At 66.1% G+C, this 21,450-nt stretch carries 17 protein-coding genes; 8 read left to right on the plus strand and 9 right to left on the minus strand.

Features of this window, described 5'->3' with window-relative positions; all coding sequences use genetic code 11:
- Positions 1-127 precede the first annotated feature (127 nt).
- Positions 128-565, minus strand: coding sequence for a hypothetical protein (locus HDC29_RS16330; protein WP_179499360.1), 438 nt, complete (start codon positions 563-565; stop codon positions 128-130).
- A gap of 94 nt (positions 566-659) precedes the next feature.
- The gene (locus tag HDC29_RS16335) at positions 660-3,173 is read right to left on the minus strand and encodes a TonB-dependent siderophore receptor (RefSeq protein WP_179499361.1); all 2,514 of its coding nucleotides are present in this window, start codon (positions 3,171-3,173) and stop codon (positions 660-662) included.
- A gap of 198 nt (positions 3,174-3,371) precedes the next feature.
- Here HDC29_RS16335 and guaA point away from each other — a divergent pair, with 198 nt between their 5' ends.
- Positions 3,372-4,958: a glutamine-hydrolyzing GMP synthase gene (guaA, locus tag HDC29_RS16340; RefSeq protein ID WP_179499362.1), complete on the plus strand. Its 1,587-nt coding sequence runs from the start codon at positions 3,372-3,374 to the stop codon at positions 4,956-4,958.
- Positions 4,959-5,089: 131 nt separating this feature from the next.
- On the opposite strand, the gene HDC29_RS16345 is transcribed toward guaA, so the two are convergent.
- Positions 5,090-7,183, minus strand: a complete 2,094-nt coding sequence (locus tag HDC29_RS16345) for a malate synthase G (RefSeq protein ID WP_179499363.1) — start codon at positions 7,181-7,183, stop codon at positions 5,090-5,092.
- Positions 7,184-7,351: 168 nt separating this feature from the next.
- Between HDC29_RS16345 and HDC29_RS16350 the strand changes: the two genes are divergently transcribed.
- Positions 7,352-7,651 carry a hypothetical protein gene (locus HDC29_RS16350; protein ID WP_179499364.1) on the plus strand — a complete coding sequence of 100 codons (300 nt, stop codon included), beginning with the start codon at positions 7,352-7,354 and terminating at the stop codon, positions 7,649-7,651.
- A gap of 2 nt (positions 7,652-7,653) precedes the next feature.
- Here the strand turns inward: HDC29_RS16350 and HDC29_RS16355 are convergent, their stop codons facing one another.
- Positions 7,654-8,829, minus strand: a complete 1,176-nt coding sequence (locus tag HDC29_RS16355; protein ID WP_179499365.1) for a GGDEF domain-containing protein — start codon at positions 8,827-8,829, stop codon at positions 7,654-7,656.
- A 239-nt stretch (positions 8,830-9,068) separates the two neighbouring features.
- Between HDC29_RS16355 and HDC29_RS16360 the strand changes: the two genes are divergently transcribed.
- The 5 genes from HDC29_RS16360 to HDC29_RS16380 are packed head-to-tail and all read left to right on the plus strand — an operon-like array spanning position 9,069 to position 14,474.
- A complete protein-coding gene (locus HDC29_RS16360) occupies positions 9,069-10,283 on the plus strand; it encodes a hypothetical protein (RefSeq protein WP_179499366.1) in 1,215 nt (404 codons plus the stop codon).
- Positions 10,284-10,331: 48 nt separating this feature from the next.
- Complete coding sequence (locus HDC29_RS16365; protein WP_179499367.1) at positions 10,332-11,543, plus strand: hydrolase; 1,212 nt, start codon at positions 10,332-10,334, stop codon at positions 11,541-11,543.
- Entirely contained in the window at positions 11,540-12,541 is a 1,002-nt protein-coding gene (locus HDC29_RS16370; RefSeq protein WP_179499368.1) for an arginine N-succinyltransferase, read from the plus strand. The genes HDC29_RS16365 and HDC29_RS16370 overlap by 4 nt, the downstream gene beginning before the upstream one ends.
- 3 nt (positions 12,542-12,544) lie before the next feature.
- Entirely contained in the window at positions 12,545-13,795 is a 1,251-nt protein-coding gene (locus tag HDC29_RS16375) for an N-succinylarginine dihydrolase (RefSeq protein WP_179499369.1), read from the plus strand.
- Between the two features lie 7 nt (positions 13,796-13,802).
- Positions 13,803-14,474 carry a spermidine synthase gene (locus HDC29_RS16380; RefSeq protein ID WP_179499370.1) on the plus strand — a complete coding sequence of 224 codons (672 nt, stop codon included), beginning with the start codon at positions 13,803-13,805 and terminating at the stop codon, positions 14,472-14,474.
- A 161-nt stretch (positions 14,475-14,635) separates the two neighbouring features.
- On the opposite strand, the gene HDC29_RS16385 is transcribed toward HDC29_RS16380, so the two are convergent.
- Positions 14,636-16,201, minus strand: a complete 1,566-nt coding sequence (locus HDC29_RS16385; protein WP_179499371.1) for a long-chain-fatty-acid--CoA ligase — start codon at positions 16,199-16,201, stop codon at positions 14,636-14,638.
- A gap of 104 nt (positions 16,202-16,305) precedes the next feature.
- Between HDC29_RS16385 and HDC29_RS16390 the strand changes: the two genes are divergently transcribed.
- Complete coding sequence (locus HDC29_RS16390; protein WP_373562832.1) at positions 16,306-17,340, plus strand: 5-methyltetrahydropteroyltriglutamate--homocysteine methyltransferase; 1,035 nt, start codon at positions 16,306-16,308, stop codon at positions 17,338-17,340.
- A 107-nt stretch (positions 17,341-17,447) separates the two neighbouring features.
- On the opposite strand, the gene HDC29_RS16395 is transcribed toward HDC29_RS16390, so the two are convergent.
- The 4 genes from HDC29_RS16395 to HDC29_RS16410 all read right to left on the minus strand — a co-directional run bounded on the left by HDC29_RS16395 (position 17,448) and on the right by HDC29_RS16410 (position 21,449).
- Positions 17,448-18,140, minus strand: coding sequence for an alpha/beta fold hydrolase (locus tag HDC29_RS16395; RefSeq protein WP_179499373.1), 693 nt, complete (start codon positions 18,138-18,140; stop codon positions 17,448-17,450).
- 119 nt (positions 18,141-18,259) lie between these two features.
- Positions 18,260-19,180 carry an NAD(P)-dependent oxidoreductase gene (locus HDC29_RS16400; RefSeq protein WP_179499374.1) on the minus strand — a complete coding sequence of 307 codons (921 nt, stop codon included), beginning with the start codon at positions 19,178-19,180 and terminating at the stop codon, positions 18,260-18,262.
- The gene (gene eno / locus HDC29_RS16405; RefSeq protein WP_179499375.1) at positions 19,177-20,475 is read right to left on the minus strand and encodes a phosphopyruvate hydratase; all 1,299 of its coding nucleotides are present in this window, start codon (positions 20,473-20,475) and stop codon (positions 19,177-19,179) included. The genes HDC29_RS16400 and eno overlap by 4 nt, the downstream gene beginning before the upstream one ends.
- Positions 20,472-21,449: a phosphotransferase family protein gene (locus HDC29_RS16410; protein WP_373562826.1), complete on the minus strand. Its 978-nt coding sequence runs from the start codon at positions 21,447-21,449 to the stop codon at positions 20,472-20,474. The genes eno and HDC29_RS16410 overlap by 4 nt, the downstream gene beginning before the upstream one ends.
- Between the last annotated feature and the right edge of the window lies 1 nt (position 21,450).

Raw genomic sequence — 21,450 nt, forward strand, 5'->3', positions numbered from 1 at the left:
TTTCCCCATAGCTCTCAGCCTATGACCCCCGCGGTTCGGGCATCGAAGACTTTCCGACGCCTATCGGCGTCCGAAACTCTCAACGATTGCAGACGTTCAGATATCGAAGCGAATTGACGAAAAGCTGTCAATTGGACGGAGCATTGATCACCGGAAATCGTGTCAGAACCGCGTCGCATGACGCGACTAATCCGGGAAGGAAGGACTGATCTGCCTCGACTTCAAAGCTGTGCTGCTGGGTGAGATGGTCGGGCGTAATCTCCACTATGGCTTCGATGCGTCCCAGTTTTTGCATCTTTAACTGCAGTCTGAGGCCGGGTTCCATACCCGTTAGTGCCGCTTCGCCAGTCATTGTATCGACCATCTGCGAAAGGTCGTCACGAAATTGTTCGATGTCGGCAGTCGTGAGTATCGGCCCAGAATGCTCGACGTAAGCACCACTAGCGCGCATCTCAGCGCGTATCATGAGCCAGTTGCTGTCCCAGAAGTCGGTGGCATCGGGAAACTCCCGGCCGTCGACCCACAATGAAAAGCCCAGCAAGCGAATATCCGGTTCGGTTTCCATAGGTTGGGTAGCTATCCGCTTTTAGGTGTTTTCTCCAGTCCCGCCGAAAGCAGTCGTTCCGCTCCCCACCCCAAAGCCGCCTTCCCGCGACGGCCTAGAAGGCCTTGCGCCACTCCAGCTCGACATAGCGGCCGAGCGGATCGGTATAGCCGGGCTGGTAGTTCAGCGGCACGACACCGCTGGCGTCGGTCACCTTGCGCTGCGCGTCGAACAGATTGTTGACCGACAGGCGCAGGCGCGATCCTTTCAGGAAAGGCAGGTCGTCGGTCAGCTTCGGCATCTGGTTGAAATCGGCGAAGAAGCGCAAGTTGAACGTCGCGAGATCGTGGAACTTCAGGTCGCCATTGGCGCCGCCGACGATGCTGCTGCCACTGTCGTATTTCGCGCTGACCCGGGTACCGAAGCCCTTGTAGAACAGGCCGCCGTCGAGTTCGACGAGGTGGCGGTTGGTGCCGCCGCCGCTACCCGTCGCCGATCCGTTCAACAGGTCGAGTTCGGGGACGCCCGGTCCGATCAGCACTTTGTCGGTCAGCTTGACGGTGTGGTAGAGCGACACCTGCCAGCGTCCGCCTTGCTGCTGCCGTCCGCCGAACATGCCGCCACGCCCGCCGCCGCGGCCGCGGAAACCGCCCCCGCCGCCGCCGCGACGCTCCCCTGCTTCGGCCGGGGGCCGCTGTCCTTCGGCGGGCGGCGGTGCGGCCTCGCCGCCCTCACGCGGCGGCGGCACGTCGGCATCGCCCGGGGGCGGACCGCCAGCGCCGGTGCGTCCGCCGCCGAAACGCCCGCGGCCGCCACCCTCGCCCGCGTCGCCCTGGCCAAAGCTCCTGCCGAAATTGAAGCCCCAGCGGATCTGCGAATTGGTCGCGCGTTCGAAATTGACCGGACGCTGGTCGATCGCGAGCAGGGTCCCGTCGTCGTCGCGGATCACACGGCCGGGGAATGCCGCCTCGATCTCCGGGGTCAGCAGCGGGAAATTGTTCGCGGTGTCGTTGCTCTGGTTGCGGTTGTAGTTGATCGAGAAACGCAGGCCTTCGACCATCGGCACCTCCCAGTTCAGCCCGACCTTGAGGTCGCGCCGCTGTTCGGCGAGCAGGAACGGGTTGCCGCCAGTGATCGTATTGATCAGCACCGTCTGACCGGTCTGGAAATCATAATAGGTGACGCCCTCGGTTTCGAGCGGCGCCGCGCCGAGCTGGGTCATGCTGGGCGCCGCTTCGTCGCTGGAGAAGCTCGCGAGCAACGACAGATTGTCGGTGACGCCCCAGTTCAGCGTCGCGCCCCAGCTCGTCAGCGCGGAAAAGTCGCTCGGCCGCTCGGCCTGTGCGTTGAGCGTCAGCGACAGGCGGCCGATATTGCCGATATCATATTCGGGATCGAGCAGCGGAACGGTGAGCGAGCCGAAGACGCTGGGCGTGTCGCGCGCGAGTTCGGTCGTGACGATGTCGATGCCGCGTTCGGTCCGGCTGTCGAAGCGTTGTCCGCTATAGCCGCCGGTGATCGAGGCGCGGATCGGGCCGGCCCAGCCTTCGGTGACGCTGCCCGAAATATTGGCGTTGGTACCGAAGCTTTGCTGGCTGCTGTCGAACCGGTCGAGCGCGCCGCTTTCCTGTTCGGTGAAGGTGCGTTGATCGGCGTCGGCATAATTGCCGGTGACCGACCAGCGCCAGTCGCCGAGCATGCCGTTGACGCTCGCCGAGCTGGTCCAGTTCTGCGAGCGGGTGTCGCGGCGGCGGGGATCGTCGGGATTGCCGTTCCGCGGGCCGAGCAGCGACAGGCTGTCGGTCTGGTCGAAACGCAGGCTGACCGACGCCTCGGTCACCTTGTCGATGTTACGCACGAGCGTGCCGTCGATGACATATTCGTCGCTCGCGGCGGCCAGGCTGCGCGCGGGTGCGCCGGCTGCGAGGACGGGATCGTCGTAAACGAGATCGCGCTCGCTTTCGCGCAGCATCGTCTGATGCTCCCAGCTCGCATTGAGGTTGAGCCGGCCGTTGTCGCCGATCGCCATGAAGGCGGGCTCGAGCTCGTTCTTGAATTGCCCGCCCTGCGTCGGGATCCCGGCTTCCGCCTCGACCGAAATCTGACGGAAATCGGGCTTGAGCACGAAATTGACGACGCGCTCGGTCGCGGCATAGCCATATTCGAGCGCGACTTCCTCAGGGAAAATCTCGACCTTGGCGATCGCTTCGGGCGGGATGTTGCGCACCGCGCCGAAGCCCGAAATGCGCCGGCCGTTGACGAGGATGACCGGCCGCCCGCCGCGCCCGCGGCCCGATCGCGTCTGCGGTTCGAGCGCATCGAGCAATTCCTCGATCGACGAGGCGCCATAGCTCGCGACCGCCGCCTCATCGAGCTCGGCTTCGGCCCTGATGTCGGTGGCGAGCTGGCCCGCGAGCCGCGGGGCCGTGACGATGATCTCGTCCTCGCTATATTCGTCATCCTCCTCCTGATCCTCGGGTGCCGCGGGTGCGGCCTCGGCCGGCTGCTCGGCCACCGCCGTCGCCGCGGCGGGACCGATCGGCGTCGCTGCGATCACCGGCAGCGCGAACGAGGCTCCGGCGGCGAGCAGGGCGGCGCGTGCGGAAATGGAGAGGCGGATGTTATTCATGGGGGAGAGCCTTTGTTTCTTTTCTGTCTTCGTTTTTTTCTTCGCATGGCAGCGCTTAACGCCCGCTGACGCCGCGCTTTGTTCGCGGTTCATCTATGTCGCGCAATTGTCGCAACAATGTGTCGAGGCCATGCCCGTTCGACGGGCGCCCCATATCGACCGCTGGACAGCATGAGCCTTCGCCCTTATCGGCCAGCCATGCCGACTCCAGACTCTTCCACTCCGCCCGAATCCATCCTGATCGTCGATTTCGGCAGCCAGGTGACCCAGCTCATCGCCCGCCGCGTCCGCGAGGCCGGCGTGTATAGCGAGATCGTCCCCTTCACGCAGGCCGAAGCCGCGCTCGAACGGATGCAGCCGAAGGGCGTGATCCTCTCGGGCTCGCCCGCCTCGGTCCCCGCCGACGGCAGCCCGCGCGCGCCGCAGTCGATTTTCGACAGCGGCGTGCCGATCCTCGGCATCTGTTACGGCCAGCAGGTGATGAGCCAGCAACTCGGCGGCCAGGTCGAACCCGGCGGCGTCGATGGCGAACGCGACGGCGAATTCGGCCGCGCCTTCCTGACCGTCACCGAACCCTGCGTGCTGTTCGACGGATTGTGGGAGGTTGGCGAGCGCCATCAGGTGTGGATGAGCCACGGCGACCGCGTCACCCAATTCGCGCCGGGCTTTCGCATCGTTGCGATCAGCGACGGCGCGCCCTTCGCGCTGATCGCCGACGACGAGCGCCGCTATTATGGGACGCAATTCCACCCCGAGGTCGTCCACACCCCCGACGGCGCGAAGCTGATCGCCAATTTCGTCCGCCACGTCTGCGGTTGCAGCGGCGAGTGGACGATGGCCGAGTTCCGCGCCACCAAGATCGCCGAGATTCGCGCGCAGGTTGGCGACCAGCGCGTGCTCTGCGGCCTGTCGGGCGGGGTCGACAGCGCGGTTGCGGCGGTGCTGATCCACGAAGCGATCGGCGAACAGCTCACCTGCGTCTTCGTCGATCACGGCCTCTTGCGCATGAACGAGCGCGAGCAGGTCGAACGGCTGTTCCGCGACCATTACAACATCCCGCTCGTCGTCGTCGATGCCGAGGAGCGATTCATGGCGGGCCTCGCGGGCGTCACCGACCCCGAGAAGAAGCGCAAGTTCATCGGCGCCGAATTCATCAACGTGTTCGAGGAAGAAGCGAAGAAGATCGGCGGCGCCGACTTCCTCGCACAGGGCACGCTTTACCCCGATGTGATCGAGAGCGTCAGCTTCACCGGCGGACCGAGCGTGACGATCAAGAGCCACCACAATGTCGGCGGCCTTCCCGAGCGCATGAACATGAAGCTGGTCGAACCGCTGCGCGAGCTGTTCAAGGACGAGGTCCGCCTGCTCGGCAAGGAGCTGGGGCTCCCCGACATTTTCGTCGGCCGCCATCCGTTCCCGGGCCCCGGCCTCGCGATCCGCATCCCGGGCGAGGTCAGCAAGGACCGCTGCGACATCCTGCGCAAGGCCGACGCCGTCTATCTCGAAGAGATCCGCAACGCGGGCCTGTATGATGCGATCTGGCAGGCGTTCGCGGTGCTGCTTCCGGTCAAGACCGTCGGCGTGATGGGCGACGGACGCACCTATGACCATGTCTGCGCGCTGCGCGCGGTGACCTCGACCGACGGCATGACCGCCGACATCTACCCCTTCGATGCGAGCTTCCTCAGCCGCTGCGCGACGCGCATCATCAACGAGGTGCAAGGCATTAACCGCGTCGTCTATGACTATACGTCGAAACCGCCGGGCACGATCGAGTGGGAGTGATAGGCGAGGCAGGACATAGACGGTCGCCCCGTCCCTGAAACCAAGGGCGCGCCCATGTATCTCGCACCGCCGCTATAAGCGATGGCAGCGCCAGGATCGGCTCATCGGAACCGGAATCGGCCTTGCCCCTTTCAGTCCGCCTTCTTCATCTGGCGATATTTGTGCAGCAGCGGTTCGGTATAGCCCGACGGCTGGCTCACGCCTTCGAAGATCAGCGCGCGCGCGGCGCGGTATGCGATGCCGTCGGGCGACAGCTTCTCATACAGCGGGTCGCCGGCGTTCTGCGCGTCGACCTTCGCCGCCATGCGCGCCAGCGCCGCGTCGACCTGTGCCTCGGTGCAGACGCCGTGGAGCAGCCAGTTGGCGAGCGCCTGGCTGGAGATGCGCAGCGTCGCGCGGTCCTCCATCAGGCCGACGTCGTCGATGTCGGGCACCTTCGAGCAGCCGACGCCCTGGTCGATCCAGCGCACGACATAGCCAAGAATGCCCTGGCAATTATTGTCGAGTTCGCGCGTGATCTCCGCCTCGCTCCAGTTGCGCCCAGTCGCGACGGGAATGGCGAGCAGCCGGTCGAGCGCGGGCACCGCCTCGCCCGCGATTTCCCTCTGGCGCGCGAACACATCGACCATGTGATAGTGTAGCGCGTGCAGCGTCGCGGCGGTCGGCGAGGGCACCCACGCGGTGTTCGCGCCCGATTTCGGATGACCGATCTTCGCCTCGAGCATGCCGCGCATCAGGTCGGGCATCGCCCACATGCCCTTGCCGATCTGCGCTTTCCCTGAAAGGCCGCAGGCGAGGCCGATGCGGACGTTGCGGTCTTCGTAGGAAGCGATCCAGTCGCTCGCCTTCATCTCGCCCTTGGGGATCATCGGTCCCGCGCGCATCGAGGTGTGAATTTCGTCGCCGGTGCGGTCGAGGAAGCCGGTGTTGATAAAGACGATACGGTCCTTCACCGCATGGATGCACGCGGCGAGGTTGGCGCTGGTACGCCGCTCCTCGTCCATCACGCCGACCTTGATCGTGTGGCGCGCGAGGCCGAGCATATCCTCGACCGCGTCGAACAGGCGGTTCGTGAAGCCGCATTCCTCGGGCCCGTGCTGCTTGGGCTTGACGATATAGATGCTGCCGGCGCGGCTGTTGGTTTGCGTGCCGAGGCCTTTGAGGTCGTGGAGCGCGCAAAGGCTGGTGATGACGGCATCGCAGAGGCCTTCGGGCGCCTCGGCGCCGTTCGGCAGCCTGATCATCGGCGTCGTCATCAGGTGGCCGACGTTGCGCACGAACATCACGCTGCGCCCGTGGAGGGTGAAGGGCTCGCCCGATGGCGACGTCCATTCGCGATCCCCCTCCATCGCGCGGGTAACGGTCTTGCCACCCTTGTCGAAGCTTTCCATAAGGTCGCCGCGCATCAGGCCGAGCCAGTTGGTATAGCCGAGCACCTTGTCTTCGCCGTCGACCGCGGCGACGCTGTCCTCGAGGTCGATGATCGTCGTCAGCGCGGCTTCGAGGATGACGTCGGCGATGCCCGCCGGATCGGTTTTCCCGATCGCACTGTCGGGATCGATCACCAGTTCGATGTGCAGGCCATTGTGGCGGAGCAATATGCCGCCGGGCTTGCTGCCCACCCATTGCGACGGGTCGGCGAGCGCCAGCTGTCCGCCCTGCCAGTCGGCCCAGCGGCCCGATGCGAGCGGCGCCGCATCGTCGAGGAACGCCTTGGCGCGCGCGATGACTGCCGCGCCGCGAGCAGGATCATAGCCGCCCGGTTTCGCCGGCGGCGCGTCGAGCGCGTCGGTGCCGTAGAAGGCATCGTAGAGGCTGCCCCAGCGCGCGTTGGCGGCGTTGAGCGCGAAGCGTGCGTTGAGCGCGGGCACGACGAGCTGCGGCCCCGCCATCGTCGCGATCTCGGGATCGACATTCTGTGTGCCGACTTTGAAAGGTGCGGGTTCGGGAACGAGATAGCCGATCTCGCGGAGGAACACCTGATAGGCGGCGGGGTCGTGTGCCTGCCCTTCGCGCGCCTGATGCCAGGCATCGATCTGCGTCTGCAAATCTTCTCGTTTCGCGAGCAAGGCGGCGTTCTCTGGCGCGAACCTGCCCAGCAAGTCCGCGAAGTCGCTCCAGAACTTGGCAGCGTCGAGCCCCGTCCCCGGCAGCGCGCGCTGCTCGATGAAGACGGCCAGTCGCGAATCGACGGACAGGCCGGAACGGTCGAGAAATTCGGTCATGCAAGCACCCTCTGGTCGGCGCGGCTGCGCCAGTGGACCCGGGGAGGAAAGGGCCGCTGCGCTATGCCGCGATTGGATTCGATTGGCAATGGGCGCTTTTCAATGCGCGCCGCGTAGGTTACGTTGCAGCGCACAACGAAATATATATCTCCCCAAACGACCGGATCCATGGACGATACACGACTGAAATTGATGGAAGCCATCGCTCGCAAGAAGCTGGTGACGGCGCAATATAACGGCCAGACGCTGACGCTGGCGCCGCATCTGCTGTTCGAACGCCGCGGCGACCTGTTCATCAGCGCGCTGAATTTGAACAAGAGCTGGCGGTCAGACGAGGATCCGCGGCTCGGCCACTTCAAACTCGGCGGCCTCGCGTCGATCGAACTCAGCGACGAGGGATTCGAGCCCCTCCCCGGTTTCGAGGCCGCGCCGCCGCGCGAGGAAGATACGCCGCTGCTCGCGGTCTGACGTCAGGCAGCGCCCATGGCGGGCGCCGACGACAGTTCGCCGAGCGCGACGCGAACCTGGTTCCTCCCACCGGCCTTGGCGCGATAGAGGGCGGCATCGGCGCGGCGCGACAGTTCGAACAGCGAATCGTCGGACGCGCGCTGGGCGACGCCGAAGGACGCTGTAAAGCCGCGATCGACGCCGAGCACCGGCAATTGCGCCGCAGCAAAGGCGGTGCGCACCGCTTCGGCGTAGATGCGGCCGTCGGACAGCAAGGCATCGGGAAGGAGTACGGCGAATTCCTCGCCGCCGATTCGCCCGACAATCGCATTGGGAGGCGCCGTATCGACCAGCATCGCGGCGAAATGCGCGATGACCCCGTCGCCCGCGGCGTGACCGAAGCTGTCGTTGATCCTTTTGAAATGATCGAGGTCGGCGGCGATCAGCACCGCACTCTCCCCCCCGCGCAGCAACGCCAGTTCGGCATGATGTTCGAAGCCCCGCCGGTTGAGCACGCTCGAAAGCGGATCGGTTTCCGAACGCACGACCATCTCCGCCGTCGTGTCGCGCATCATGATGAGCAGCATGACGAGCGCGATCGCCATCAAGGTGACGACGCTCCCGCTCTGCGAAATCGCAGCATAGGTCGTCGCCATATAACCTTGCGGCGAACTCGCCGTTCCGATCGTCACTGCGATGAACGGCTTGGCGATATAGATGGTCGCCGCGACAAGCTGGAGCGCGATCAGCAGCAGATCGAGCGGCTGGCGGCGGCCCGAACGCCAGATCACGATGCCGATCAGTAACTGCATCGCGAAATAGGGAAGCTGATAGAGTATCAGCCGCGGCATCGAGCCATAGGCCAAGCTGAATATCGCGGGCACGGCGAGGATCGTGAGCACCCATATTGCGGCCATGGCGACCCATGGCGGTGCGGTGCAATAGTGGCGGGCGACACCGACCAGCGCGAAGCTGAGCGCGAGGAGGAAGACGAGGAATATGCCGATGCCGATGGGCGTCGGATCGACCTGCCACGTCAGCAGGAATTCGAGGCCGACATTGACGATACCGAGTCCATAGCCCGCCGCGAGCCACCTGGCGCCGCGCGCGGTGCGGTTCGTCGCCGCAACCACGGCGAAGGCGACGGCAAAAACGCCGGCGACGGACATGTTGATGCCTAGGACGAAGGCGATGGACATCGGCTCACTCAATCTGGTTTCGGCCAGCGTAAGCAGGCTGTCCCGAAGTTTCGGTTAATATATTGCGATCCGGGACGATTCGGGCGCGTTCATAACCGATTATGCGGCCGGCAGCAGTGATTTACCGTATCGCGGCGACATCATTACCCGCGCGCGGACATGGGCCGCAGCACCGCGCCTTGTCGCGAACGGAACCCATGCTATGCGGTCTTTCCCCCGTTCGATCGAGGAAATCGACCATGCCGCATCATGCCCTGGCCTGCCTCCTGCTTTTGCTCGCGGCGGCCTTCCCGCGACCTGCCGAAGCCGAAAAGATCAGGACGCGGCTCGCGATTCTCGGCGTCGACCATAGCGCGCAGCTTGTCGCCGAGAAGGACCAGCCGGGGATGCTCGCGGCGTGGCTCGATCTGGTGAAGCCCGCCGCAGTCTGCATCGAGCGCCCGCCCGAACAAGCGTCGCGGCAAGATTTTTACGAATTCACATACGAGATCCAGGGCATCATCCTGCCTTGGGCGGCGAATAACCCGACCGAGCTTTGCCCGATCGACTGGATGCCGCCGGTCGACGACCAGTTACTCGGCTTCGGGCTCGACCTCGACACGCCGCTCGAAGTGCGCAAAGCACAAGGCTTTCAGGGCTTCCTGACCTTTCCTGACCGCAAGATCCTCGATTGGGATTTCCTTTCCGCCGACGATCCGGCGACGCTTGCGCCGCTGCAGAAATGGGCGGGCGAACCCGCGCCGCGCGCCGATCGCGACCTGCCGCGCCGCCTCTATCTCTATCGCACCTTCATGCAGGCGCAGCGCATCCGCGCGATCGCGCACAAGCGGAAAGGCGAAACCATCGTCGTCGTCGTTGGATATTTCCACAAACCCGACATCGAGGCGATCCTGAAGCATGACCCCGCGATCGAACTCGTGCCGGCCGCGAGCCTCGGCCGCCCCGACGACGCTGCCGTGCGTGCCGCGACGACGGCGGAGCATCGCGGCGCGATCCTTGCCTTCAACCTGCTCGGGATGCAGGCGACTACGGGCGTAGTGAACTGGGGCTGGGTCGAGCGCGTCCTTACCGATTTCACCGGCGCCAATGCATCGCCCGAAGCGCGGCTGTTCCAGACGCGATACGCCGTACTGACGGGCAAACTATCGCTCGCCGAGGCCGCGCGGAGCTATACCGCCATCGCCGGGGACACCGCGAGCACCCGGCCCTTCGCCTGGACCGGGGTCAAGGACCAGGCCCGGATCGATTCCTTCTTCGACCCCTTCGGCAACCTCGACGTGCGGCAGCGCGCGCAGGTCGAACTCGCGCGCACGCTGTTCGCACAGCGCAAGGACGCGCGCGCGCACCAATCGCTCGATACGCTCGCCGCGACGCTTTCGCCGCGCAAGGCGCTGCAACTTCGAGGTTATACGCCGCTGCTCAAACCGGCAGCTCCCGCGGCGAAGACTCCGTAGCGTCGTCGGGGGTGGCAAAAGGGCGGCACGGACGTCTATAGCCGGCGCATGACATCCATCACGACCGCCGAAGCCCCCGTGCTCGACCGCGCCGCCGATGCGCCGATGCTCGCACAGGTCGAGCAATGGGCGGCGGTGAATAGCGGCACGGGCAATCTCGCGGGACTCAAGATCGTCGCGGGCCAGCTTGCCGACGCCTTTGCCGTGCTGCCCGGCGAGATACGGCTCGTCACCCCCGATCCGGTCGAGAACGTCGATGCGGCGGGCCAGATCAAGACCACACAGCGCGGCGACCATCTGCATCTTCGCGTGCGGCCCGACGCGCCGGTGCAATTGCTGCTGACGGGCCATATGGACACGGTGTTCGCCGCCGATCATCCGTTCCAGACGCTGAAGTGGCTCGAACCCGGCGTGCTCAACGGCCCCGGCACCGCCGACATGAAGGCGGGGATTGCGGTAATCCTCGCGGCGCTGAACGCGCTTGAAGCCTCGCCGCTGGCAGGCCGCGTCGGTTACGATGTGATGATCAACAGCGACGAGGAGACGGGCAGTCACGCGTCGGCCGCGCTGATCGCCGAGCTGGCCAAGGGCAAGACCGCCGCGCTGACCTACGAACCCGCGCTGCCCGACGGCACGCTCGCCGGCGCGCGGCCGGGCAGCGGCAATTTCTCGGTGATCGTCCACGGGCTGTCGGCGCATGCCGGGCGCAATCCCGACGACGGGCGCAATGCGCTGCTCGCCGCGGCCGACCTCGCGCTGCGGCTCGCGGCGCTCAAATCGCCGGCGCTGAAGGTCAATCCCGCGAAGATCGACGGCGGCGGGCCCAACAATGTCGTCCCCGACAGCGCGATCCTCCGCGTCAACATGCGTCCGTCCACACCCGAGGCGATGGTCGAGGCGGAGGCGGCGCTGCGCGCGGCGGTGGCAGCCGTCTCGCGCGACCATGACGTGCACTGCTACATTCACGGCAATTTCAACCGCCCGCCCAAGCCGCTCGATGCCGCCGCGACGCGATTGTTCGAACTGGTGCGCGACTGCGGCGCCGCGCTGGGCCTGCCGCCGATCGGCTGGAACGCGACCGGAGGCGTGTGCGACGGCAACAATATCGCGGCGTGCGGTATTCCTGTGGTGGATACGATGGGTCCGCGCGGCGGGGCGATCCACAGCGCGGACGAATTTCTGATCGTCGACAGCCTCGCCGAGCGCGCGCGGCTGTCGGCGCTGACCATGACAAGAATAGCGGAACGGGGGACGGTGTGAATTATGTGATCCGGGCGGCCAAACCGGGCGACCTGCAGAGCATCTACGAGATGGCAAAGCTGACCGGCGGCGGCTTCACCAACCTGCCCCCCGACAAGAAGGCGCTGCGCGCCAAGCTTGAGCGTGCCGAAGCGGGCTTTGCTTCGGAGAAGGAATATCCGGCGGACGAGCTTTACCTGATGGTGCTCGAAGACCTCGACAGCGGCGAAGTGCGCGGCACCTGCCAGATTTTCGGGCAGGTCGGGCAACGCTGGCCTTTCTACTCCTATCGCATCGGCACCGACAGCAAGCATAGCGAGCAATTGAACCGCACCTTCCATGCGCAGGTGCTGATGCTGAGCAACGATCTCAACGGCGCGAGCGAGGTCGGCGGGCTGTTCCTGCACCCGGCGGCACGCGCGGGCGGGCTGGGGCTGCTGCTCGCGCGCTCGCGCTACCTGTTCATCGCGCGCCACCGGCCGCGCTTCGGCGACCGCATCCTCGCCGAGCTGCGCGGGGTGATCGACGAGGCCGGCGGCTCGCCCTTCTGGGACGGTGTCGCGGGCAAATTTTTCGGGATGAACTTCCAGGAAGCCGACCAGTTCAACGCGGTCCACGGCAACCAGTTCATCGCCGACCTGATGCCCAAGCATCCCGTCTATATCGCGATGCTGGGCGAACATGCGCGCAGCGTCATCGGCGTCCCCCACCCGACCGGGCGCGCCGCGATGCGGATGCTGGAGAATGAAGGCTTCGCTTTCGAAAATTACGTCGACATCTTCGACGGTGGCCCGACCATGACCGCGCGCACCGATCAGGTCGCGAGTATCCGCGATGCCCGACATATCGAAATCACCGGCATTGCCGAAGGCGGCGTGGATGCGCTGGTCGCGACGGGGCGGCTTGCGGAGTTTCGCTGCTGCTTCGGAAAGATCGGTGCCGACGGGACGATCGATGCCGAGGCGGCGCGCATTTTGGGCGTCGGCAAGGGCGACGCGATCAGCTGGATCGGACGCTAGGCCATGCTCACCGAAATCAATTTCGACGGGATTATCGGCCCGAGCCACAATTATGCGGGGCTGAGCCGCGGCAATATCGCGTCGGCCAGCCATGCCGGCGATGTATCGCAGCCGCGCGCCGCGGCGCTGCAGGGCATCGAGAAGATGCGCCACAATCTCACGCTCGGTCTGCCCCAGGGCTTTTTCATGCCGCTCGATCGTCCCGACGCGCCGTGGCTTGAAACGCTGGGCACGACGCCGGAGGATGCCGAGGGACATTTGCGCGCGCAGGCCTGGTCGGCGTCGTCGATGTGGGCCGCAAACGCGGCGACCGTTTCCCCTGCGCCCGACAGCGCCGACGGCAAATGCCACCTGACCGCCGCGAACCTCGTCACCATGCCGCACCGCAGCCACGAATGGCCGGGCACGCTGGCGCAGCTGCGGCTCGCCTTCGCCGATCCCGCTTTCGCGGTGCACGCCCCCATCCCCGCTCCCTTCGGCGACGAGGGCGCGGCGAACCATATGCGGCTGTGCGATGGGCATGACGGGCAAGGCGTCGAAATCTTCGTCTATGGCGTCGGGGGCGGTCGCTTCCCGGCACGCCAGCATCTCGACGCGTCGAAAGCGGTCGCCAGGCTGCACCGGCTCGACCCGGCCCGGACGCTTTTCATCCGCCAGTCGGACACCGCGATCCAGGGCGGAGCCTTCCACAACGACGTCGTCGCGGTCGCGAACGAGCATGTCCTCTTCACGCACGAAACCGCGTTCGAGGACCGCGACGCCGCGCATGCGGAAATCCGTGCCGCCTTCCCCCAGGTCGAGATCGTCGAGGTGCCGGCGAGCGCGGTGAGCCTGCCCGACGCGATCAAATCCTACCTGTTCAACGCGCAGCTCGTCAGCCTGCCCGATGGCGGCGGTATGGGACTGGTGCTGCCGACCGAGGCGCAGGCCACGCCCGCGGTGTGGAACTGGCTGCAGGGCATGATCGCGGGCAATGGTCCGATCCGCCGATTGCTGCCCGTCGATGTGCGCCAATCGATGGCGAATGGCGGCGGCCCCGCCTGCCTGCGGCTGCGCGTCGTCGCCGATCCCCGGACGGTCGATCCGCGCTTCATCGCCGACGAAGCGAAGCTCGACCGGATTGCCGGCGTGGTGGCGAAACATTGGCCCGAAGCGATCGTGCCGGGCGACCTCGCCTCGGCGGCGCTGGCAAGCGACGTCCGCAAGGCGCGAAACGCCCTGCTCGCCGAGCTTGGGCTGAGCGAGCTGAACTGATCGACTGGTGAAAGTCCGCGAACTGATCGACACCGCGCAGATTCCGGGTGGCGACGAACTGCGCCTCTACCGGCGCGGCGACGATTTCATCATCGTGATCGGCGGCAATGAATTGATGAACAGCCGGATGAGCGGCTCCGAAGAAGCGCTGGCGGTGATGAGCTGCGAGCGGCTGCGGAACCCCGATACCGCCCACCTGCTGATCGGCGGCTATGGGATGGGGTTCACCCTGCGCGCGGCGCTCGCGGCGCTCGGCCCGGCCGCGAAGGTCACCGTCGCCGAGCTCGTCCCCGAAATCATCGACTGGGCGCGCGAACCGATGGCGGATCTCGCGGCCACCTGCCTCGACGATCCGCGCGTCGAGTTGGTCATCGGCGATGTCGCGGCGGCGATCGCGGCTGGGCGCGACTGTTACGACGCGATCCTGCTCGATGTCGACAACGGCCCCGACGGACTGGTCCGGCAGGCCAACGACGGCATCTATTCGGCCTCGGGTCTCGCATCGGCCAAGGCGGCGCTGCGGCCGGGCGGCGTGCTCGCGATCTGGTCGGCGGCCCCCGACGCGCAATTCACTCGTCGACTGACGGCGGCGGGCTTCGCGGTCGACGAAGTCACCGTCCGCGCCCGCAGCAACGGCAAGGGCGCACGGCACGTCATCTGGTTTGCGCGGACGCGATAGGCCTGTCGTCCACTTTGCGGCCGGAAGCGGCCGATAGAGATGTGTGCCCCGGCGAAAGCCGGGGTCCAGAAAGATGGCGCTAACCTGGAATATTTCCGCACTGGGCCCCGGCTTTCGCCGGGGTGCACGAACGGCCGATAGCCACCCCAAAGCAGACACGCTTACCCCACCGCGCGATCGCGCCCTTCCCAATAAGGGGCACGCAGTTCACGGCGCAGCACCTTGCCCGACGGATTGCGCGGCAGCGCGTCGATGAACTCGATGCTTTTCGGCACCTTGTACGCCGCGATCCGCGTCCGCGCCCACGCGACGATATCGGCGGGATCGAGCGTCACACCCGCCGCCGGCACCACCAGCGCCTTCACCCCCTCGCCCCATTTGTCGTCGGGCACGCCGATCACCGCGACGTCGGCAACGCCGGGGCAGCCCATGATCGCGCTCTCGACCTCGGCCGGATAGACATTCTCGCCGCCCGACACGATCATGTCCTTGATCCGGTCGTGGACGTAGTAGAAGCCGTCGGCGTCGCGGTAACCGACATCGCCGGTGTGGAGCCAGCCGCCCGCAAGCGTCTCTTCGGTCGCAGCAGGACGGTTCCAATAGCCCTTCATCACGATACCGCCGCGGATCGCAATCTCGCCGATCTCGCCATCGCCGAGTTCGCGCCCCTCACCATCGAGAATCGCCATCGCCGCGCCCGGCCACGGCGTACCGCATGAGGTGAGCTTACCCGGCAGGTCATGCGCGCTCGGCGACAGGTACGAACCGCCGCCGGCGGACTCGGTCATGCCGTAGAATTGCACGAAGTCGCAGCCAAAGGTCGCGCGCGCGCGGCGCAGCACATCTTCCGCGATAGGCGACGCGCCATAGGCGATCGACTTGAGCTGCGGATAGGCGCTCGCGGCCGCATCGGGCTGAAGCAGCATCATCTGGATCATCGCGGGCGCGAGGAAGGCGTGCGCGACATTCTCCTCGCGCATCATGCGTACCGCGTCGGCGGCCGTGAAATCCTTGACGAGCACCAGCCGCCCGCCCTGCGCGAGTCCCGAGAAGCTGACATTGGTGCCCGCGACGTGAAACAAGGGCATGACGATCATCACCGTCTCGTCCTCGCCATAGGCAAAGCCATCAACCTGGGTCGCGGCCTCAAGGAAGGTGCGATAGTTGGCGTTGGTCAGCACGACGCCCTTGGGCAGGCCGGTCGTGCCGCTGGTGTAGAGCTGGAGCACATCGTCGGTTAGCCGCGGCGGATCGACGATGGCGGCATCGGATGCCTCGCCCAGCCACGCATCGAACGGCTCGAACGCCGGATGTTCGCCGTACAGCGCGATCAGGCGCGGCCGCGCCGGAAGGTTCGCGACCGCAGCAAGCGCAGAATCAAAGAAATCTTCGCCGACCAACAACAGTTTCGGTTCCGCATCGCCCAGAATGAAGCCGATTTCGGCAGGCGCGAGACGGCAGTTGATGGGCGCCAAGCAAGCGCGCGCACGGGCGGTGCCGAAGAAGAGCGGGTACCAGCTGTCATGGTTCTTGGTCAGCGCCGAAACACGGTCGCCGGGAGCCACGCCCGACGCGATCAGCGCGTTCGCGACGCGGTTCGATCGCGCATCGAGTTCGACAAAACTCGTCTCGCGCTCGCCGAACTTCACCGCGGTCGCGCTTCCCCTGACCCGCGCCTGCGCCGCCGGAATATCCGCCAGCGTCCGGATGGCCTCCAGATCGATCATTTTGCTCTCCCAACCGTCGTTTCGACTTGAATTAGATAGAATACTAAGCAAATGTTTGGCCAGCCCAAAAATCGAGAGGATTGACCTTGTTCGACCGCCCCATATTGCCGACGACGATCGTCGGAAGCTACCCCCAGCCCGACTGGCTGATCGATCGCGAAAAACTGAAGGCCAGCCTGCCGCCGCGCGTGCGCGCCGAGACGCTGTGGCGCATCCCCGAACCCTGGCTCGCCGACGCTCAAGAGGCCGCGACCTTGATGGCGATTCGCGACCAGGAAGAGGTCGGCATCGACATCGTCGGCGACGGCGAGATGCGCCGCGAAAGCTATTCGAACCGCCTCGCGACCGCGCTGTCGGGGATCGACCGCGAGAAGCATGGCACCGCGATCGACCGCACGGGCAACGCCAATCCGGTGCCGCTCGTCTCGGGCCCGATCCGCCGCGTCGCGCCGATCGAGGCGCAGGACGCGGCGTTCCTCCGCCGCCATTCGACGCGGCCGGTGAAACTCACCCTGCCCGGCCCGTTCACGATGACGCAGCAGGCGGAGAATGGCTATTATCCCGACGCGCGCGCACTCGCGATGGACTATGCCGATGCGGTCAACGCCGAGGTCAAGGATTTGTTCGCGTCCGGGGTCGATGTCGTCCAGCTCGACGAACCCTATTTGCAGGCGCGCGCCGCCGAGGCGAATGCCTACGCGATCGAGGCGATCAACCGCGCGCTCGACGGCGTCGGTGGGACGACCGCGCTCCACATCTGTTTCGGCTATGCGATGGTCCACCACGGCGCGGGCGCGACGGGGCCGAAGCCCAAGGCCTATGATTTCTTGGCTGAACTCGAAGCGTCGGCGATCGACGTCATCTCGATCGAGGCGGCGCAGCCCGGGCTCGACCCCGCGATCCTTGCCGAACTGCCGACCAAGACGATCATGTACGGCGTGCTCGACCTGTCGATTCCCGAGGTCGAAACGCCCGAGGTGGTCGCGGACCGCATCCGCGAGGCGCTGCGTTACGTCGACGCCGAGCGACTTTGGATCGCGCCCGATTGCGGGATGAAATATCACAGCCGCCAGCATAGCTTGGCGAAGCTGAAGGCGATGGTCGATGGGACGGCGATGGTGCGGGCGGAGTTGAAATAGCCCCACTCGTCATTGCGAGGAGCGTAGCGACGAAGCGATCTCCAGCTGTCGACCTTGCGCGAGGTCGATAGCTGGAGATTGCTTCGCTTCGCTCGCAATGACGATGGCTATCCGTCCATGAACTCGGTCAGCAACGGGACCACTACTTCGGGCGCCTCAACTGTCGGCAGATGTCCGGCGCCAGGAATCGCCTCCAACCGCGCGCCCGCAATCGCCTCTAAAATCTCGTCATGGTGCGCGCGGCTGGTGATGCCGTCCTTCTCGCCCCAGATCAGCAAGGTCGGCACCGCAATCTCGCCGAGCCGCGGGCGGCTGTCGATGCGCGCCATGATCGCGCGCTGCTGCGCGAGGAAGATGTCGGCGCCGGTGTCCGCCGCCATCCGCCGCGCAATGCCGAGCAGCCGTTCGTCGTCGCGTTTCTCTTCGGGGAAGAGGATCGGGATGCGCTCTTCGACGACCTGGTCGAAGCGGCCGTTTGTCACCAGGTCGATATAACCCTGCCGCCGCGCGGTCTGCGCCGGGCCGTCGGCTGAGGCAAGAGTCGAGATGAGCGCGAGCTTCGCGACCCGTTCGGGTGCGCGGCGCATCACCTCGAACGCGACAAAGCCGCCCATCGCATGGGCGATCAGCACGAATTTCAGCGGGGCGTTGTCGAGCAGGCGCTGCGCAAACCCCTCGATCGTGTCGTCGCTTTGATTGTCGGCGACGATGACTTCGCGGTCGGGCCACGCATCGAGCAAGGGCTGCCAGACGGCTTCGGTCAGAAGCTGGCCGGTGATGAGGACGATGGGGAGAGGCATGGGTTCAATCCTTATGCTTCGTCATTGCGAGCGCAGCGAAGCAATCTCCAGCTTGCGACACGGCATGCCGATAGCTGGAGATTGCTTCGTCGCTACGCGCCTCGCAATGACGGGGTGTTTCATACGACTTGATGCAGCAACGCCTCGCCCGCCGCCAGCCGGCGGCAATTTTCCTGCGCGACGGTCAGGCTACGCACGAGCGTTTCGGGGGTCAGCCAGGCGATGTGCGGGGCGATTACCGCGTTGGACAGGCCGAGCAGCGGGTTACCGCGTGGTAGCGGTTCTTCGGCGAACACGTCGAGCCCGGCGCCGCGCAGATGCCCCGAGGTCAGCGCCTCGACCAGCCGCGCCTCATCGACCAGTTCGCCCCGCGCCGTGTTCACCAGTACCGCACCCTTCTTCATCGCGAAGGGATCGATGCCGGCGCGCGTTTCGTCGGTGAGCGGTATGTGCAGTGAGACGATGTCGCTTTCCGCAAGCAGCCGGTCGAGCGGCAAGAATTCATAGGGCACGTCACGCGGACGGCGCGCGGTGTAGACAAGCTTCGCCCCCAGCGCCGCCAGCACCGGCGCGAGCAACTGCGCGGAATTACCGAAACCGACGAGTCCGACCGTCCGCCCGCCGATTTCGCCGACCTGATCGAGCTCGGACGGGTCGGCGGTCCAGCCCTCGCCCGCTCGCGTCCGCGCGTCGAAGAAGCAGGTCCGGCGGAGCACCGCCATCATCAGCGACAGCGCCATTTCGGCGACCGCCTGGCTGTTGGTGCCGGGCATGTTGCACACCGCGACGCCATGGTCGCGAGCGGCATCGAGCGCGATCGTGTTCACCCCGACGCCGAGCTTCTGGATCAGCTTCAGCTTGGGCGCCGAAGCGATGAACTCACGCGTCACCGGCGTCAGCACGTGGAGCAACGCGGTAATCTCTCCCGCCACGCCGTCAAGCGGCTCGGCTTCATCAACGTGGGTCACGACACCCGCGCCGAAGATCGCATCGACCGCTTCGCGAAAACCCGGGCTCGGGCGTGCGTGGAGGACGATCATGCCGCAACTCCCCCGATCGCACCGGCGAAGGCCGAAAAGCCCGCGAACACCGCGTCGCTTCCCATCGCCTCCTCGATCCGCAGCATCTCGTTCCACTTCGCCATGCGTTCAGAGCGGGTGAAGCTGCCGACCTTCAATTGCCCCGCGTCCCAGCCGGTCGCGAGATGCGCGATGGTGATGTCCTCGCTTTCGCCCGACCGCGCCGAAACGATCGCGCCCCAGTCACGCGCGACCGCCGCATCGAGCGCGGCCTTCGCTTCGGTCACCGTACCGACCTGATTGACCTTGATCAGGGCCGCGTTGCACGCCGCCGCCTCGCCCGCGCGAGCGACACGTTCGGCATTGGTGACGAGCACGTCGTCGCCGATGATCTGCACTGTGCCGCCGATCGCCGCGGTGACCGCAGCCATCGTCTTCCAATCGTCCTGTCCGGCGGGATCCTCGATCGACAGGATCGGATAGCGTCCGGCCCATTCAATGATGCGCGCCGCCATTTCTTCGCCCGAGAGCCGCCCGTCGTCGAGCGCGAGATCATAGCCGCCCGCGTCGCCGAGTTCGTTCGCGGCGATGTCGAGCGATATAAATACCTCGTCGCCCGCGCGATGCCCGCTCGCCTCGATTGCCTTGGTCAGCGTATCGAGCGCATCCTCGTTCGACGCGAAATTGGGCCACCAGCCACCTTCGTCGGCGACACCAGAGAGCGGTCCCTTGGTTTCCATCAGCCGGCCAGCGGCGCGATAGACATCGTCGGTGATCTCGAGCGCGCGGCGAAAACTGCCCGCTTTCGGGCACATCACCATGAAATCCTGCACGTCGGTGCGCCGCCCGGCGTGCGCGCCGCCGCCGAAAATCTGGATCTCGGGCAGCGGCACGCGCACCTTGCGTCCATCGGCGAGATAGCGCCAGAGCGGCGCGCGCGCGCCGGCTGCCGCGGCGTGGAGCACCGCCATCGACACGGCGACGATGGCGTTCGCACCGAGCCGCGCCTTGTTGGGCGTACCGTCGAGATCGCACAGCACGCGGTCGATCGCGGCCTGATCGCGGGCGTCCATGCCGGTGATCACGCCCGCGATCTCCGAACCGATACCCGCGACCGCGCGATTGACACCAAAACCGCCGAAGGCTTTGCCCCCGTCGCGCAAGTCGATCGCCTCGTGCGCGCCGCGCGAGGCGCCCGCGGGTGCGATCGCGCGACCGACCGCGCCCGATTCCAGCACCACCTCAGCCTCGACGGTGGGCCGACCGCGCGAATCCCAGAGCTGGCGGCCGGTGACGGAGGCGATACGCGAAGTCATGGAGAAGTCCTTTTCCAGTTGGCGACGAGCGCGTCGATCGGTTGCGGCGCCATGATCAGCGCGCGCGCCTGATCGCGCACGATCCGCTTATGTTCGGGATCGGTCAGATAAGGTGCAGGCGACTTGCCCTCGACGCGGGCGAGGAGCAGCGCGGCCGCAAGCTTGCCCGCGCGGAGCAGCAGGCCGCCGGCGTCCTCCCAGCCGATGGCCGCGCGATAGGCCGCGACGAGCGCCGCCGCGGCATCGTTCAGCCGTGCCTCGCCGGACCACACCGCCTTGAGCAGCAGATGCGTCGTACAAAAGGCGAGGTCGAAGGCCGGATCGCCATAGACCGCGCATTCGGCATCAAGGAACACCGGGCCAGCACGGCTGACGAGGATATTCTTGGGACTGACGTCGCCATGGACGAGCGCGATCTTGCGCGATGAGACGTCGTCCGCGAGCGCGGTCAGCGCAAACGCCAGTTCGCTATCCAGTCGCGCGACATGGAGCAGGAAGGGATCGACGCGCAGCGCCCGGAACATCTCGTCGTTGGGAAAATCGGTGCGATCGCCCTCATTGTGCGCGGTCGCGGCGTGGACCGCGGCGATCCCCTGCCCCACATGTGCGGCAAAACCGATATCGACGCGGCCCGCCATCAGTTCGTCCTTCCACACCGGGCAGTCGGGGAGGAAACGCATCGCGAAGGCGTGGCCCGGCAGTTCGGCGAGCACCTCGGGCGCCATCCCCGGATCGACGCCGCGCGCGCGCTTGAGCCAGCGCACTTCGCTCGTCCCGCGCTCGACCGGCGCGTGCCATTCGGCGGCGACGCGAAGCTGCGGTAACGGGCGCTTGACGACGATCGACCCCGACGGCGTCTCGACCTTCCACACTTCACAAGACACACCGCCGGTCAGCGGCGACAGGACGACATCGCCCTCGCCCACCAGTCCGGCGGCGCGCAATGCGTCGATGATGTCGGCATCCGCCGTCACG

The sequence above is a fragment of the Sphingopyxis sp. JAI108 genome (genome assembly GCF_013410105.1).
Lineage (GTDB): Bacteria > Pseudomonadota > Alphaproteobacteria > Sphingomonadales > Sphingomonadaceae > Sphingopyxis > Sphingopyxis chilensis.

What these genes read in the sequence shown, in the direction of transcription:
- HDC29_RS16345 (WP_179499363.1), bottom strand. Translation starts at nt 7,183, where the DNA reads ATGACCGAATTTCTCGACCGTTCCGGCCTGTCCGTCGATTCGCGACTG.
- HDC29_RS16375 (WP_179499369.1), top strand. Translation starts at nt 12,545, where the DNA reads ATGCTCACCGAAATCAATTTCGACGGGATTATCGGCCCGAGCCACAAT.
- HDC29_RS16330 (WP_179499360.1), bottom strand. Translation starts at nt 565, where the DNA reads ATGGAAACCGAACCGGATATTCGCTTGCTGGGCTTTTCATTGTGGGTC.
- HDC29_RS16350 (WP_179499364.1), top strand. Translation starts at nt 7,352, where the DNA reads ATGGACGATACACGACTGAAATTGATGGAAGCCATCGCTCGCAAGAAG.
- eno (WP_179499375.1), bottom strand. Translation starts at nt 20,475, where the DNA reads ATGACTTCGCGTATCGCCTCCGTCACCGGCCGCCAGCTCTGGGATTCG.
- HDC29_RS16365 (WP_179499367.1), top strand. Translation starts at nt 10,332, where the DNA reads ATGACATCCATCACGACCGCCGAAGCCCCCGTGCTCGACCGCGCCGCC.
- HDC29_RS16360 (WP_179499366.1), top strand. Translation starts at nt 9,069, where the DNA reads ATGCCGCATCATGCCCTGGCCTGCCTCCTGCTTTTGCTCGCGGCGGCC.
- guaA (WP_179499362.1), top strand. Translation starts at nt 3,372, where the DNA reads ATGCCGACTCCAGACTCTTCCACTCCGCCCGAATCCATCCTGATCGTC.
- HDC29_RS16335 (WP_179499361.1), bottom strand. Translation starts at nt 3,173, where the DNA reads ATGAATAACATCCGCCTCTCCATTTCCGCACGCGCCGCCCTGCTCGCC.
- HDC29_RS16355 (WP_179499365.1), bottom strand. Translation starts at nt 8,829, where the DNA reads ATGTCCATCGCCTTCGTCCTAGGCATCAACATGTCCGTCGCCGGCGTT.
- HDC29_RS16385 (WP_179499371.1), bottom strand. Translation starts at nt 16,201, where the DNA reads ATGATCGATCTGGAGGCCATCCGGACGCTGGCGGATATTCCGGCGGCG.
- HDC29_RS16400 (WP_179499374.1), bottom strand. Translation starts at nt 19,180, where the DNA reads ATGATCGTCCTCCACGCACGCCCGAGCCCGGGTTTTCGCGAAGCGGTC.
- HDC29_RS16395 (WP_179499373.1), bottom strand. Translation starts at nt 18,140, where the DNA reads ATGCCTCTCCCCATCGTCCTCATCACCGGCCAGCTTCTGACCGAAGCC.